The organism is uncultured Plantibacter sp. (assembly GCF_963518075.1).
GTDB lineage: Bacteria > Actinomycetota > Actinomycetes > Actinomycetales > Microbacteriaceae > Plantibacter > Plantibacter flavus_A.
On the sequence record NZ_CAUQHZ010000001.1, the window covers coordinates 223,562 to 236,992 of the forward strand.

Here is a 13,431-nt window from a genome sequence, read left to right on the forward strand (position 1 = left end):
GTGGGCTGAGTCGAACGGTGCCCGCGATCGCACGTGGCGCACGCGTCCTCACGATCGCCGCGCTGCTGGGCGTCCTCACAGCGTGTAGCGCGCCGCTATCGGGGGTGCCCACCGAGACTCCGGCCGGATCCGCACCGGATTCATCGGCGGCGCTCCCACCCCTGCCGACGTCCGCCTTCCCGGGACTCGCCTGCGACGCACTCGTCCCCGACGCGGAGGTCGCATCCTTCCTGGGCGCCGCAGCCGCGCCGCAACCGCTCTCCATCGACGACGCCCAGGTCCTACAGGACGGCGGGACCGTCTGCGCCTGGGCCGATGAGGCGGACGGCACCTCACTGACCGTCCGACTCCTCGGAGACGGCGTCGACCACTGGGCCACCTTCAACCACTGGTACGAGCACACCGACTGGAGCGCGAGCGTCGGCGAGATCAACGGGACGATGTGCTCGGACGGCGCCTGCTCCGTCCACGCCCTCGACGGCGAGCGGTTCATCGAGGTCGATGCGGCAGGGGTCGACGACCCGGCTGGGACGCGCACGGAGGAACTGGCTCGGGCAGCGCTTGCGGCAGCCCCGGTTCCGGCGCCCGCCGCGCCCCCGTCGTCGTCGGCAGCCACCTCGCGCTCCTGCGCCACGGCGCTGCCGGTGGACACCGCGGCGGCACACCTCGGCGCAGCCGCCACTGGCGCGAGCTACGTGAGCACCGCGACACCGAGCTACCACCTCGCGCAGGACTCGCTCCAGCGGGTCGGCGGACTCGACTGCCGACTGCTGTCCGCGGACTCCCACGAGCTGGTCCGGTTCACGGTGCTCCCCGGAGGCGCCTGGGTGCTTCGCCAGGACAGTCCGGTCAGCGCCGTGGACTCGGTCGGGAGCGAGCACTCGGCGCAGGCTCGACGTGGCGACGATTGGGTGCGTCTGCAGGCGCCCGGCACGAGCGAGGAGACCACACGGGCCCTGCTGGACGAGCTCCTCGGCTGAGGGCGGTGCGCGCTAGAAGACCGGCCGGTCGGCTACGGAGACGACGACCGCGGCGATCACGGTGGCGACGGTGAGCGCGACGGCGACGACCCACTGTACACGAGGCACGGCACGGCGGATCACGAGGACCAGATGGACCAGCAACGCCAGCACCGCCAGGGCGGCGATGACGGTGCCGACCACCGCCGGTTCGAACACGGCGATCTGCTTCGTCGCCAGACCGTCGGCGCCCGGCGCCTGGTACCAGGACATCGTGGTCTGCGTCGCGACGACCGCCAGGCTGAGCGCGGCGATCACGAGCAGGGCTGACGCTCCGAGGATGCGTTGGACGCGGGACATGCCCTCAGTATGCCGACCGCCGGTCGCACACGGGCGAACGCCCCGCCCACGGATCGTGGGCGGGGCGTTCGTGCTCCGGTCAGGCGTCGAGCTCCGGTCAGGCGTTGATCGACTGCGGGTGGTCGGTCGTGGAGTCGACGGTGATCTTCCGCGGCTTCGCGCGCTCGCTCACCGGGATGATCACGGAGAGCACACCGCTGTCGTAGGACGCGGTGATGCCGTCGAGGTCGACGCCCTCGCCGAGGGTGAACTGCCGCAGGAAGTGGCCGCCACCGCGCTCGCGTGCGAGCCAGCGGACACCCTCGCGGCTGTCGGCCGTGCGCTGGGCACGGATGGTGAGCTGACCACCGTCGACGTCGACGTCGATGGATCCGGGGTCGATGCCGGGGAGGTCGGCGACCATCATGTACCGGTCGCCGTCGCGGAAGAGGTCCACCGGCATGGGCCGGGGTGCGCGCACGGAGTCCAGGACGGAGGCCGCGAAGCGGTCGAGCTGGCTGATGGGATCGAGGGTCATTGCCATGGGTGTTCTCCTTCCCTGTCGCCCGATGACGGATCGGGCTCTTCGATTGTCAGTGCCCGGAAGTCTCAGATCCGGGGGTTCGGATCTGCATTTCTTGGTGTAGATTTTTTATACATCCGAGACCCGATCCGTTGCAACCCGTTCAAAGGAAACCTCAAGCATGGCCGATCGTGACGGCACGACACCCGTGTACGGCATCGCCGTCGCGGCCCAGCTCGCCGGTGTCCCGGAGGCGTCGCTGCGGCTCTTCGAGAGCAAAGGCCTCCTCACCCCGTCCCGGACCGAGGGCGGCACCCGGCGCTACAGCGAGGACGACATCGAGCGACTCAAGCGCGTCACGGATCTCCGTGACGACGGCGTCAACCTCGCCGGCATCGCTCGCGTGCTCGACCTCGAGGACATCAACCAGGGCCTCCGCGACCAGCTCGACGCCGACCAGGACTGAGCGTCGGGTCGATCCCGCCGCCGGCAGATGGCAGCATGGAGGGATGAGCCTGCAGCGAAGCACTCCGTCCGCCCAGCACGTCGACGCCGCCGGGATCGAGGCGTTCATCACGGCCCTCGAGCACACGCCGAACGTCGAACCACACAGCCTGATGCTCTTGCGCGGTGGGAACGTCGTCGCCGAGGGCTGGTGGGCGCCGTACTCGGCTGATCGGGTGCACCTGCTGTACTCGCTGAGCAAGAGCTTCACCTCGACCGCCGTCGGCCTCGCCGTCGACGAGGGTCTGCTCGGACTCGACGACACCATCATCAGTCACTTCCCGGAGCTCGAAGCCGAGATCACCGACCCCCGCAGCCGCGCCATGCGCGTGCGCCACCTGCTCGCGATGGCGAGCGGTCACCGCGAGGAGACGATCATGCGGGCCGCTGCGATCGACCCGACGAACCTCGTCCGCGGCTTCCTGCTCCTCCCTCCCGATGAGGACCCGGGAACCGTCTTCGCGTACAACCAGCCCTGCACGTACACGGCCGCGGCGATCGTCCAGCGCGTCACGGGCGGGACGCTCACCGACTACCTGCAACCGCGGCTGCTCGAGCCGTTGGGTATCGGCGAGTTCGACTGGCAGCGGGACGACGAGGGCTTCGAGCTCGGGTACAGCGGTCTGCACGCGACGACGGAGGCGATCGCCGCGCTCGGTCAGCTCTACCTGCAGGGTGGCGAGTGGGAGGGGCGGCAGCTCCTGCCGGCAGCCTGGGTCGCCGAGGCGACGCGATCGCACATCGCGAACGGCGACGACCCGGAGTCGGACTGGGCGCAGGGGTACGGGTTCCAGTTCTGGATGGCCCGGCACGGGTTCCGAGGCGACGGCGCCTACGGTCAGTACTGCGTCGTCCTGCCGGAGCACGACGTCGTCCTGGCGATCACCGGGCAGAGTCTCGACATGCAGGCCGTGCTGAACGCCGCGTGGGAGCACCTGCTGCCAGCCTTCGGGACGGGCCAGGCCTCCGACGCGGAGCGCGGTGCGAGCGCAACCACCGACCAGGCGTTGCTCGAACGCCTGGCAGGGCTCGCCCTGCCGCCGCTCGACGCCTCGGACGAGACCGGCTCGGCTTCGTCACTGCGCGAGCTCGCCGGACGGACGTTCGCGGCGGCCGCCGATACCGGCCTGGCGCAGCTGACGGCGCTTGAGGTGACGGCGGGCGAGGGCGACGACATCGTGCTGGTCGTGCACGAGGGCGACGACCGGGTGGAGCTCGTCCCTGGCGTCGGCGCATGGCGGACGCACGGTCCGATCGTCGCCAGTGCCGCCTGGGGCACCGGCGGCGAGGACGGAGCGCGGGTCCTCCGCGTCGACGCGATCTTCATCGAGACCCCCCACCGCATGCACGTCGAGATCGACCCGGCTGCCGGCACCTTCGACGCCTGGTGGGAGACGACGCCGCTCCGCACCTCCCGCCTCACCGAAGTGCAGCGGCCGAGCGCGGTCGTCGCAGGCGGGGGCAAATCGTCCTGGTGAGCTGAGACGGCGGCATACCCCCACGACGCTCTGACCAGCGCCGTCGCGACGAGGAGACCGCATGAGAGCCGTACGCATCACCGCGCCGAACGAGGCCACTGTCCTCGACCGACCGGATCCACAGGCCGGACCGGGTGAGGTCCTCATCCGCATCGAACGCGCCGGGCTCTGCGGCACCGATGTCGCGCTGCTGCGCGGCACCATGCCGTACCTCGCCGACGGCCGCACCATCCTGCCCCTCCAACCAGGCCACGAGTGGGCCGGCCGGGTGGTCTCCGTGGGCGAGGGTGTCACCACGATCGCACCGGGCGATCTCGTCACCGGTGACACCTTCATCGGGTGCGGCGTCTGCATGCTCTGCGCCACGGGGCGACACCACCTCTGCCCCGACCACTTCGAACTCGGCGTCCTCGGACAACTGGAGGGAGCCCTCGCAGAACTCCTCGTCGTCCCCGAGCGCGCGGTCCATCGCCTCCCGTCCGGCGTCGACGCGGACCTCGGCGCGATGGTCGAGCCCGCCTCCTGCTCACTCCGTGGCGTCCGACTCACGGCGGTGGGGCCGGGCGACCGCGTGCTCGTCTGGGGCGCCGGCACCCTCGGCATGTTCGCGGCGCTCTTCGCCGCGGATTCCGGGGCATCCGTCACCGTCGTGGCGCGCCGCGAGTCCGATCGGCGGTTCGCCGCGGACTTCGGCCTGGCCACGCGCGATCCGGCCGACCTCGGAGACGAGCGCTTCGACGTGATCATCGAGGCGACGGGTTCGGCCGAGGTCACCCGTCGCCTGCTCGACAACGCGACCGCCGGCGTCCGCATCGCACTCCTCGGCGTGCCCGGCGGCGACGTGGGGCTGCCCTCAGGCAGACTCATCGCCCTCGACGCCACACTGCACGCCGTGCTCGGCGGATCCGACTGCATCGATGAGGCGGCGCGACGGTTCGCCTCCATGGGTGACACGGTCCGGCGATTGATCGGCACGGTCATCGGCCTGGACGACGTGCCACGGGTGTTGACCGACGGCCTCCCCCGCGCGGCCGGCTCCGGACCGAAGACGCAGATCCGCTTCTGAGTCGGCTCAGGCGATCGACGCTCGGGCGAGGCGAGCGAGGACGACGACGACCACGAACTGCACCGCGAAGAGGACCGCGGTCAGGATCGTCGCCGTCGCCACGGTGACGCCGCCGTCCATCCCTGAGACGCCGGGGAGGAATCCGATGCCGAACACGATCAGGGCGTCGACGAGGAAGGTCGCCGACACGAGCGCCGCGAGGATGCGGGCATCGCTGGCTCGGTGCGGGTTCTGATAGATCGTGGTCATGAGTAAAATATATCAAACTCCATACTGAAACAAAAGTATGAGCATTGCAGCGTTCGCGCCGCTGACAACAGCGCCACCGCTCCGCGCTTCCTTTCCACCCGAAATCATGATCGACTCATGTTCATGACTGGATTCGATTCAGGCTTCCTCGACCTCTCCGAACCGCTCACCATCCCCGCTCCAGCCGACCCCACGGCCAAGGCGCGACTCCGGACCCTCGACTACACGCACTTCTCCGTGCTGCTCGACCCCGATCGTCGGCTGGCGGCCGCGACCGGTGTCGACATCGACGGCGCCGCCCTCCTCGACCTCGGGCGCGGGGACGACTGGCACCTCGACGACCGCGTGCCGGTCGAGGAGCAGGCCGGCCCGGAGCTCTATGCCCGCAACGACCTGGACCGCGGCCACCTCGTGCGCCGGAGGGACCCGGTCTGGGGGCCCGTCGAGATCGCCCGGCAGGCCAATGTCGACACCTTCTGCTACACGAACGCCGCACCGCAGGCTGCGGACTTCAACCAGCCACTCGAGCTGTGGAACGGCCTGGAGGACCTCGTCCTCGAGTACGCCTCGGCCGGGCGCCGGCGGCTGTCGGTCTTCACCGGGCCGGTGTTCGCCGACACGGACCCGCTCTACCGGGGCGTGCAGATCCCGCGCCGGTTCTGGAAGGTGGCGGCGTGGTCGAACGGCGGAGCGCTCGCGGCGAGCGGCTACCTCCTTGACCAGTCGGCGCAGCTCGACGACATCGACCTCGACCGGTCCAGCGCGATCGACGACACGCAAGACGCCACCGCCGTGCCCCCACTCGGCCCGTTCCGGACGTTCCAGCTGCCGATCCTCGACCTCGCGAGCCTCACCGGTCTCGATTTCGGGGCCCTCGCCTCCGCCGATGTCCTCGAGCCGGCTCCCGCGACGGTGCGTCCCGACACCGACACCTGGATCGAGCTGAGCGACCCGTCCGACCTGCGGTTCTGAGGCGGGTCCGGTCCCTGAGCTTGTCGAAGGGCGTCGAGCAGACCCCTACCGACGCTCGAGCGCCGCGCCGATGACCCGCAGGCTCTCGATGAGCACGGCCACCTGCTCATGGCTGAGGTCGGCGAGCATCGCGTTCTCGTCGTCCACCAGCCGACGCATCGCCTCGTCGACCCGCTGCTGACCGAGGGTCGTCAGCACGACGATCTTGCTCCGGCCGTCGGCCTCGTTCTTCTGACGGGCGACGAGTGAGCGTGCTGCCAGGCGGTCGAGCTGACTCGCGAGGTTGCCGCTCGTGATGCCCAACCGCGTTGCGAGCATGGACGGCGTCAGCCCGTCCGCTCCGTGCTGGCGGAGGATGGAGAGGAACTCGAACTCCCACGGCCGCAGGTTGCTCGCGGCGAACGACAGGCGTCGGACCTCCTGCAGGTGCGGCACGAGCCGGCGGAGGCGGGACACCACGTCGAGCGGTGCGAAGTCCACATCGGGCAGCGCGTTCGCCCAGGCGTCGATGACGATGTCGACGTCGTCGTCATCACCCTTCGCCATCACCGGCCTCCCTCACGTCCTGCCTGATCCAACGCTACCGTGGGCCGCCGCCGATCCAGACGGTGGGCGGTTCCATCCACGCTGTGCTATCGGCGTACCGAGAGCCGTCAGCGGACGGAGAGCGCCGCCAGGCCGTCGACCAGCAGACCGACCCCGAAGGCGAACGCCTGGGCCTGGTCCTCCTGGCCGAGCGGATCCGTCGCACCGTCGGCCAGCACACCGACGCTGTCGTACTGCATCCGTTGCTGCTCGTGCGACACGTGCCCGAGGATGAAGTGGAGCAGCACCGTGCCCGCACGTCGACTCGTCGCCTCATCGAACCCGGCCACCGACACCGCATCCGTCAGCCGGGTGAGCGCCCGTCCGGAACCGAGCCCGAGCGCGTAGGTGCTCGACACCACCTCGGCGCCGTCGCGATAGGCGAGGAGGGCGTCACGCAGCGCCTCCGCCTCCACGCGCGTCCGCTCGCGCCAGTCGGAACCGGCCTCGGACACGGCGTCGACCGGTGCCGGGTGGGCGTCGACGATCCGGTCGGCGAGCTCGGCGATGAGGGTCTGCTTGTTCTCGAAGTGCCAGTACAGCGCACTCGGCTGGACGTCGAGCGACGCGGCGAGGCGGCGCATCGTGAGGTCGGCCAGGCCGTGATCGTCGAGGATCCGCAGCGCCACCTGAGCCACGTCGTCGCGCCGATGGCGACGCACTGTTTCGGGTCCGGACATGAGCACCACTATAGTGAACGCTGTTCAGGTGAACACCGTTCAGGTGCGATCCACCCGCCCCCAAAGCGAACCGACCATCCCGATAAAGGACCCAGCATGAGCAGACTCCGGATCGACGCGACCGACATCGCACGCATCGCCGTGTTCGCCGCCATCGTGGCCGCCCTCGGCCTGCCCGGCGCGTTCTCGGTGCTCGGCGCGGTGCCCATCACGGCGCAGACCCTCGGCGTCATGCTCGCCGGCGCGATCCTCGGCCCGTGGCGCGGCATGCTCTCCATGGTCGTGCTGCTGGCCCTCGTCGCCATCGGCCTCCCGCTCCTGTCCGGCGGTCGCGGCGGGGTCGGCGTCTTCGTCGGACCGAGCGCCGGATACCTCCTCGGCTGGATCGTCGGCGTGTTCGTGATCGGGCTCATCGTGCACGCCGGTGGGCGTCGGCTGCGCTGGTGGCGCACCGCGCTCGGGGTGTTCGTCGGCGGCATCGGCGTCATCTACGCGTTCGGCATCCCGGTGCAGTCGCTCGTCACCCGTCTGCCACTCGGCGAGACCGCCCTGCAGAGCCTCGTGTTCGTACCCGGCGACCTCGTCAAGGTCGTGCTCGCGACGGTGATCACGATGACGCTCGCCCGCGCCTACCCGCGCGCGTTCCGCAACGCGGCCGGCGCCGGCTCCACGCGTCCCGGCGAGCCCGCCCGGATCGGATGACCGTGCGTCCAGGGCACCTCGTCCCGCTGCGCGGCGGGGCGCCGACCGACCTCGTCCGTCGGGCGCTCGAGGTGCGGGCGTCCGGCGGCGTGCCGTTGCTCGGCGACGATCGATGGAGCGAGTCGTACTGGCGTTCCGTCCGCGACCGCGGCACCGCGGCCGGTCCACAGCCGGACCAGGGCTGGGCGACGCTGACCTCCGGCACGACGGGCGAGCCGCGGATCGTGCTCCGGACCGCCGCGTCCTGGGCGGACTCCTTCCCGGCCGTGGGAACACTGCTGGATCTCGGTTCGGACGACGTCCTGGCGCTGTCGTCGCCGCCCGCGTCGTCGCTGTCGCTGTTCTCGATCGCGCATGCGGCCGCCGTCGGTTGCTCGCTCGCCCTCCCGACGACCCACGCACTCACCCCCGACGACGCCCGTGACGCGACCCGGTTCCACGGGACCCCGAACGGCCTCCGGGCGCTCCTCGACGGCGAGGTGCCGCCCCGCCTGCGGGTGGCGTTGATCGGAGGCGCCTCACTCGACCCCGGACTCCGCGCCACCGCGGAGGGCCTCGGCATCCGCGTCGTCTCCTACTACGGTGCCGCCGAACTCTCCTTCGCAGCCGTCGACGACGGTGTCGATCCGGATCGACCCGGCCTCCGCGCGTTCCCCGGTGTCGAGCTCGAGGTCCGGGACGACGATGTCCTGTGGGTCCGATCGCCGTTCGTCGCGACCGGGTACCTCGAGGGCGACGGCCCGCTCCGACGCGACGGCGACTGGTCCACCGTCGGCGACCGGGCGCGGATCGACGACGGAATCGTCACGCTCCTCGGCCGAGCCGACGACGCGATCCTCACGGCCGCGGCGACCGTCATCCCCGCCGACGTCGAGGAGGCCCTGCGCCGACTCGACGAGGTGGACGACGCCGTCGTGCTCGCTCTGCCGAACGCGAGGGTCGGATCGCTCGTGACGGCCGTTTTGGAACTGCACCCGGGCTCGCGGCCGAGCCGCGCGATGCTCCGCGTCGCCCTCGAACCGCTGTTGCCGCCGACCCACCGGCCCCGACGCTGGTTCGTCGTCGACGAGCTACCCCGGACCGTCACCGGCAAGGCCGCCCGCGCGGAGCTCGCCGACCGACTCGCGGCCGGGACGGTGGCGTCCCTTGACTGAGTCGCACACCCTCCCGCGCATCGTCGCCGCCCGACGGACGCCGATCGCGACGCGCGGGCGCGCCCTCGCCGCGCTCACGGTCGAGCAGCTGGCGGTCCCCGTCGTCCGGGCCGTGCACGACGACGCGACGCACCTGCTGGGCGTGCCGCCGGTGGTGGCGGACGTCGTCCTCGGCAACTGCATGGGGCCTGGCGGCAACCCTGCCCGCGTCGCCGCACTCGGAGCGGGCCTCGGCTTCGCCGTGCCAGGGCTCACCGTCGACCGGCAGTGCGGCAGCGGCCTCGCGGCGATCATCGAGGCGTCCACGGCGATCAGCGCCGGCGACCATCGGCCACGGATCGCCGGCGGTGTCGAGAGCGCGTCGACCGCGCCGACCCGTTCCGTCGACGGCGTCGCCTATGCACGCGCACCGTTCGCGCCGGCGGGCTGGCACGACCCCGACATGACCAGGGCCGCCGAAGACCTCGCCGAGCACGACGGGATCTCCCGCGAACGCCAGGACGCCTACGCGGCGCGCAGCACGCACCGTGCGGCGAGCGCCGTCGCCGCCGGGCGGTTCACCGGCGAGCTCGTCCCGCTGGTCGGGGCGACCGAGCACGATGAGGCGCCGCGCAGCGGGATCGAGCGGCTCCTCCCCCGGTTCACGCCGCTCTTCAGCGACGGCTCCCTCACCGCAGGCAACACCTGCCGGGTGAGTGACGGTGCCGCCGCGGTGCTCGTCGTGCCCGGCGGACCCGGCGGGCCCGGCGGGCCCGCCCACGGGAGCGCGACGCCCGGTCTCGCCGTCCGGGCGCACGCCGTCGTCGGCTGCGACCCGGCACTCCCAGGGATCGGGGCCGCGCCGGCGATCCTCGACGCCCTCGAACGGGCCGACGTGGACCTCGCGCAGGTCGCCGCGTTCGAGATCGTGGAGGCGTTCGCGGCCCAGACGCTCGCCGTGCTCGACCGGCTCGGTGTCGCCGAGGACGACGAGCGACTCTGCGCCGACGGTGGAGCCCTCGCGCTCGGTCACCCGTGGGGCGCGAGCGGTGCGGTCGCCGTGGTCCGCCTGTTCTCGCGGCTCGTCCGCGGCGGGGCTCCAGCGGGCACGATCGGGATGGCGGCAGCGTCGGTCGGCGGCGGTCTCGGCGTCGCCGCGGTGTTCGAGGTCGTGCGATGATCGGGGACATCGACCAGTCATCCGCCATCCGTCTCGACCGCGTCACCGCGCGTCTCGGCGACACCGTCGCACTCGACGACGTGACGCTCCACCTCGACGACGCGCGCATCGCGGTCATCGGCGCGAACGGCTCGGGCAAGTCCACCTTCGCCCGGCTCGTCGGCGGCCTGACCCGCGCGACCGCCGGCAGCGTGCAGGTCCACGGGGTCGACGCCGCGAAGGACACGGCGACCCTTCGACGACTCGTCAGCATCGTGTTCAGCAACCCGGACGCGCAGATCGTCATGCCGACGGTGGCGGAGGACGTCGCGTTCTCCCTCCGCGGCACGAAGGCGTCGAAGGCCGACATCGCCACGCAGGTCGCCGATGCGCTCGACGAGTTCGGCCTGACGGCGCTCGCCGACCGGTCCGCCTACGAACTCTCCGGTGGCCAGAAGCAGCTGTTGGCGCTCTGCGGGGCCGTGATCCGCCGGCCGGCGCTGCTCATCGCCGACGAACCCACCGCCTACCTCGACGCCCGCAACAGCGCCGCCGTCGCCGACCACCTCCTGCGTCCCGAGGCGGGCCATCAGCTCCTCCTCGTCACCCACGACCTGGAACTCGCCGCCCGCTGCGACACCGCGCTGCTCTTCGACGGCGGGCGGGTCGTCGCGCAGGGCGCACCGGACGACGTGATCGCGGCCTACCGCGCGAGTCTGCGATCGTGACGGCGTGATCACCCTCTACCGCCCCGGCTCCGGCTGGCTCCATCGCGCGCCGGCCGGCCCGAAGGCGCTCGGCATCCTCGTCGTGGTGCTCGCGATCTCACTCCTACCGACGAGCTGGTGGACCGCGGGCATTGCCACCACCGCGACCGTCCTCGCCTACCTCGTCTCGGGTCTCGGCCTCGGCGAGCTCGGACGGCAGCTCCTGCTCATCCGCTGGATCATCACGATCACGGTGGCCGGCCAACTGCTGTTCCTCGACGTCGAGTCCGCCGTGTCGAACACGTCCCGCATCGTCGCCGCCATCCTGCTCGCGGCACTCCTCGTGCTGAGCACGCGCGTCGCCGACCTGCTCGACGCCTTCGAGCGCGTCCTCCAGCCCCTGGGTCGCTTCGGTGTCGACCCCTCGCGCATCGCCCTGATGCTCGCCGTCGCGATCAACACGGTGCCGATCCTCGCCCGCCTGGCCACGAGCGTCCGGGAGGCCCAGCGGGCGCGCGGGGCGGGGTCGAACCTGGTGACCTTCGTCGTGCCGTTCCTCGTGGTGTCGCTGAAGCACGCCGACGAACTCGGTGAGGCCCTCACCGCCCGGGGCGTCCGATGAGCGGCGGCGGCGACACCGTTCACGTCCTCGGGAAGACGGTCGACGACGAGACGCGCTGCGTCCACTACGCGACCACGCTCGACGTCATCGCGATCCGCTTCGCCTGCTGCGGCGAGTACTACCCGTGCCACCTGTGCCACGCGGAGTGCGCCGACCACCCGGCCGAGCAGTGGCCGCGCGAGCAGCGCGACCGCGAGGCGATCCTGTGCGGCGTGTGCTCGACGGAGTTGACGATCGACCGCTACCTGGAGGTCGACGCCTGCCCGAACTGCGACGCCCGGTTCAATCCGGGCTGCCGCCTGCACTCGGCGTACTACTTCCAGCCGTGACCCCACGCCGGTAGACGCGGTTGCGGGCGGCGAGGATCGCGGCACCGATGGCGGCGGCGATGAGCGAGCCGGCGAGCACACCGACCTTGACGTGGTCGTCGGACTCGCTGCCGACACCGAAGGACAGTTCACCGACGAGCAGCGACACCGTGAATCCGATGCCCGCGACGAACGCCATGCCGACGAGGTCGACCCAACGGATCGAGGGGTCGAGCCTGAGCCCGGGCAGGCGCGTGACGAGGAACGTCGTCACCGTGATGCCGATCGGCTTGCCGAGGACGAGTCCGGCGATGATCCCGAGTGCGATGGTGTCCTGGAAGGACTCGACGAGCCCGGAGATCCCGCCGATGACCACGCCCGCGGAGAAGAAGGCGAAGATCGGGACGGCGACCGCCGTGGACACGACACTCCAGCGGTCGGCGAAGTGCGCGGCGAGCCCGTCGTAGACCGGGCGCCCCTCGGCGGTGGTCCCCACCTGGACGCGGGCGCGCTTCGTCGCGAAGACGGGCACCATGAAGCCGAGCAGCACGCCGGCGACGGTCGCGTGGATACCGGAGGCGTGGATGAGCGCCCAGGTGCACAGACCGAGCGGGATGAGCACCCACCAGGCCCGGACGCCGCGCTGGACGAGCACGGCGAAGATCGCGAGCGGCACGGCCGCGATCGCGAGGGGCAGGAACTCGATGTGGTCGGTGTAGAAGATCGCGATGATGCTGATGGCGATGAGGTCGTCCACCACGGCGAGCGTGAGCAGGAAGGTCCGCAGTGCCGGCGGCAGGAACTTGCCGACCACCGCGATCACGGCGACGGCGAACGCGATGTCCGTGGCGGCCGGGATCGCCCAGCCCTGCAGCGCGTCGGGCCCGGCGCTCAGGTTCACGAGGACGTAGATGACGGCGGGCACGACCACGCCGCCGACGGCTGCGGCGATGGGGAGCGCCGCGGTCTTGGGGTTCCGGAGCTTTCCGGCGACGAACTCCTCCTTGAGTTCCAGGCCGACGACGAAGAAGAAGATCGCGAGGAGCCCGTCGGCCGCCCAGGCACCGATGGAGAGGTTCAGATGGAGCGCCTCCGGACCGAAGGTGACGTCGCGGACGCTCAGGTAGAAGTCGGAGGCACCGGTGTTGGCGAGCACGAGCGCGAGTGCGGTTGCGACGACGAGGAGGGCACCACCGACGGTGTCCTGTTGGAGCGTCTGGTGGATGCCACGCCAGATCGAGTGCGGGGCCTGGTCGGCCGGCAGGTCGTGGGAGCGGTGAGCGTCGGGCATACGGATCCTTCGGGGGAGGGTTCGGTCGAGCAGCAGAGCGATCCCGATCGATCGCCCGCCGACCAGACTTCCCGGCGCACCAGCCTCCAGTCTAGGCGACCGGGCACGCGATCGGGCGGGAACCGTGCGCGGGCGGCCCGCGGAGTGCTTGGAT

The 13,431-nt window shown here is 71.3% G+C and carries 17 protein-coding genes; 11 read left to right on the forward strand and 6 right to left on the reverse strand.

The annotated features are described in order from the left end of the window. The first annotated feature begins 17 nt into the window (after window positions 1-17). Entirely contained in the window at window positions 18-980 is a 963-nt protein-coding gene (locus RWN05_RS01075; RefSeq protein ID WP_314137948.1) for a hypothetical protein, read from the forward strand. A 12-nt stretch (window positions 981-992) separates the two neighbouring features. Here RWN05_RS01075 and RWN05_RS01080 read toward each other — a convergent pair whose 3' ends face one another. Both RWN05_RS01080 and RWN05_RS01085 read right to left on the reverse strand, forming a co-directional pair. After that, window positions 993-1,319, reverse strand: coding sequence for a hypothetical protein (locus RWN05_RS01080; protein WP_314137949.1), 327 nt, complete (start codon window positions 1,317-1,319; stop codon window positions 993-995). A gap of 97 nt (window positions 1,320-1,416) precedes the next feature. Next, entirely contained in the window at window positions 1,417-1,842 is a 426-nt protein-coding gene (locus RWN05_RS01085; protein ID WP_071261327.1) for an Hsp20/alpha crystallin family protein, read from the reverse strand. A 160-nt stretch (window positions 1,843-2,002) separates the two neighbouring features. On the opposite strand from RWN05_RS01085, the gene RWN05_RS01090 reads away from it, so the two are divergent. The 3 genes from RWN05_RS01090 (at window position 2,003) to RWN05_RS01100 (ending at window position 4,869) form a co-directional block, all read left to right on the forward strand. Then, window positions 2,003-2,287, forward strand: coding sequence for a MerR family transcriptional regulator (locus RWN05_RS01090; protein WP_064295887.1), 285 nt, complete (start codon window positions 2,003-2,005; stop codon window positions 2,285-2,287). Between the two features lie 43 nt (window positions 2,288-2,330). Further along, complete coding sequence (locus RWN05_RS01095) at window positions 2,331-3,803, forward strand: serine hydrolase domain-containing protein (RefSeq protein WP_314137953.1); 1,473 nt, start codon at window positions 2,331-2,333, stop codon at window positions 3,801-3,803. A gap of 61 nt (window positions 3,804-3,864) precedes the next feature. Then, window positions 3,865-4,869, forward strand: coding sequence for an alcohol dehydrogenase catalytic domain-containing protein (locus RWN05_RS01100; RefSeq protein WP_314137955.1), 1,005 nt, complete (start codon window positions 3,865-3,867; stop codon window positions 4,867-4,869). 6 nt (window positions 4,870-4,875) lie between these two features. On the opposite strand, the gene RWN05_RS01105 is transcribed toward RWN05_RS01100, so the two are convergent. Further along, a complete protein-coding gene (locus RWN05_RS01105; protein WP_064295884.1) occupies window positions 4,876-5,118 on the reverse strand; it encodes a hypothetical protein in 243 nt (80 codons plus the stop codon). 123 nt (window positions 5,119-5,241) lie between these two features. On the opposite strand from RWN05_RS01105, the gene RWN05_RS01110 reads away from it, so the two are divergent. Then, entirely contained in the window at window positions 5,242-6,090 is an 849-nt protein-coding gene (locus tag RWN05_RS01110) for a DNA/RNA non-specific endonuclease (protein ID WP_314137957.1), read from the forward strand. A 45-nt stretch (window positions 6,091-6,135) separates the two neighbouring features. Here the strand turns inward: RWN05_RS01110 and RWN05_RS01115 are convergent, their stop codons facing one another. Both RWN05_RS01115 and RWN05_RS01120 read right to left on the reverse strand, forming a co-directional pair. After that, complete coding sequence (locus RWN05_RS01115; RefSeq protein WP_071261330.1) at window positions 6,136-6,636, reverse strand: MarR family winged helix-turn-helix transcriptional regulator; 501 nt, start codon at window positions 6,634-6,636, stop codon at window positions 6,136-6,138. Window positions 6,637-6,743: 107 nt separating this feature from the next. After that, complete coding sequence (locus RWN05_RS01120) at window positions 6,744-7,355, reverse strand: TetR/AcrR family transcriptional regulator C-terminal domain-containing protein (protein ID WP_079003792.1); 612 nt, start codon at window positions 7,353-7,355, stop codon at window positions 6,744-6,746. 96 nt (window positions 7,356-7,451) lie between these two features. On the opposite strand from RWN05_RS01120, the gene RWN05_RS01125 reads away from it, so the two are divergent. Genes RWN05_RS01125 through RWN05_RS01150 form a run of 6 tightly spaced genes read left to right on the forward strand, consistent with a single transcriptional unit; the run spans window position 7,452 to window position 12,007 of the window. Further along, window positions 7,452-8,057 (forward strand): biotin transporter BioY, encoded by a 606-nt coding sequence (locus RWN05_RS01125; RefSeq protein WP_314137960.1) that lies wholly within the window; start codon window positions 7,452-7,454, stop codon window positions 8,055-8,057. Then, entirely contained in the window at window positions 8,054-9,211 is a 1,158-nt protein-coding gene (locus RWN05_RS01130) for a fatty acid--CoA ligase family protein (RefSeq protein WP_314137961.1), read from the forward strand. Before RWN05_RS01125 ends, RWN05_RS01130 begins: the two co-directional genes overlap by 4 nt. Next, window positions 9,204-10,370: a thiolase family protein gene (locus RWN05_RS01135; RefSeq protein ID WP_314137963.1), complete on the forward strand. Its 1,167-nt coding sequence runs from the start codon at window positions 9,204-9,206 to the stop codon at window positions 10,368-10,370. The genes RWN05_RS01130 and RWN05_RS01135 overlap by 8 nt, the downstream gene beginning before the upstream one ends. After that, on the forward strand, window positions 10,367-11,077 hold the full coding sequence (locus tag RWN05_RS01140; RefSeq protein WP_079000834.1) for an energy-coupling factor ABC transporter ATP-binding protein: 711 nt from the start codon (window positions 10,367-10,369) through the stop codon (window positions 11,075-11,077). The genes RWN05_RS01135 and RWN05_RS01140 overlap by 4 nt, the downstream gene beginning before the upstream one ends. Window positions 11,078-11,081: 4 nt before the next feature. Beyond that, window positions 11,082-11,678, forward strand: coding sequence for an energy-coupling factor transporter transmembrane protein EcfT (locus RWN05_RS01145; protein WP_314137966.1), 597 nt, complete (start codon window positions 11,082-11,084; stop codon window positions 11,676-11,678). Next, window positions 11,675-12,007, forward strand: a complete 333-nt coding sequence (locus RWN05_RS01150; protein WP_314137968.1) for a CHY zinc finger protein — start codon at window positions 11,675-11,677, stop codon at window positions 12,005-12,007. The genes RWN05_RS01145 and RWN05_RS01150 overlap by 4 nt, the downstream gene beginning before the upstream one ends. Here the strand turns inward: RWN05_RS01150 and nhaA are convergent. Continuing rightward, complete coding sequence (gene nhaA, locus RWN05_RS01155) at window positions 11,961-13,277, reverse strand: Na+/H+ antiporter NhaA (RefSeq protein WP_314137969.1); 1,317 nt, start codon at window positions 13,275-13,277, stop codon at window positions 11,961-11,963. The genes RWN05_RS01150 and nhaA overlap by 47 nt on opposite strands. Window positions 13,278-13,431: the final 154 nt, after the last annotated feature.

What these genes read in the sequence shown, in the direction of transcription:
- RWN05_RS01080 (WP_314137949.1), bottom strand. Translation starts at nt 1,319, where the DNA reads ATGTCCCGCGTCCAACGCATCCTCGGAGCGTCAGCCCTGCTCGTGATC.
- RWN05_RS01085 (WP_071261327.1), bottom strand. Translation starts at nt 1,842, where the DNA reads ATGGCAATGACCCTCGATCCCATCAGCCAGCTCGACCGCTTCGCGGCC.
- RWN05_RS01090 (WP_064295887.1), top strand. Translation starts at nt 2,003, where the DNA reads ATGGCCGATCGTGACGGCACGACACCCGTGTACGGCATCGCCGTCGCG.
- RWN05_RS01095 (WP_314137953.1), top strand. Translation starts at nt 2,331, where the DNA reads ATGAGCCTGCAGCGAAGCACTCCGTCCGCCCAGCACGTCGACGCCGCC.
- RWN05_RS01100 (WP_314137955.1), top strand. Translation starts at nt 3,865, where the DNA reads ATGAGAGCCGTACGCATCACCGCGCCGAACGAGGCCACTGTCCTCGAC.
- RWN05_RS01105 (WP_064295884.1), bottom strand. Translation starts at nt 5,118, where the DNA reads ATGACCACGATCTATCAGAACCCGCACCGAGCCAGCGATGCCCGCATC.
- RWN05_RS01110 (WP_314137957.1), top strand. Translation starts at nt 5,242, where the DNA reads ATGACTGGATTCGATTCAGGCTTCCTCGACCTCTCCGAACCGCTCACC.
- RWN05_RS01115 (WP_071261330.1), bottom strand. Translation starts at nt 6,636, where the DNA reads ATGGCGAAGGGTGATGACGACGACGTCGACATCGTCATCGACGCCTGG.
- RWN05_RS01120 (WP_079003792.1), bottom strand. Translation starts at nt 7,355, where the DNA reads ATGTCCGGACCCGAAACAGTGCGTCGCCATCGGCGCGACGACGTGGCT.
- RWN05_RS01125 (WP_314137960.1), top strand. Translation starts at nt 7,452, where the DNA reads ATGAGCAGACTCCGGATCGACGCGACCGACATCGCACGCATCGCCGTG.
- RWN05_RS01130 (WP_314137961.1), top strand. Translation starts at nt 8,054, where the DNA reads ATGACCGTGCGTCCAGGGCACCTCGTCCCGCTGCGCGGCGGGGCGCCG.
- RWN05_RS01140 (WP_079000834.1), top strand. Translation starts at nt 10,367, where the DNA reads ATGATCGGGGACATCGACCAGTCATCCGCCATCCGTCTCGACCGCGTC.
- RWN05_RS01150 (WP_314137968.1), top strand. Translation starts at nt 11,675, where the DNA reads ATGAGCGGCGGCGGCGACACCGTTCACGTCCTCGGGAAGACGGTCGAC.
- nhaA (WP_314137969.1), bottom strand. Translation starts at nt 13,277, where the DNA reads ATGCCCGACGCTCACCGCTCCCACGACCTGCCGGCCGACCAGGCCCCG.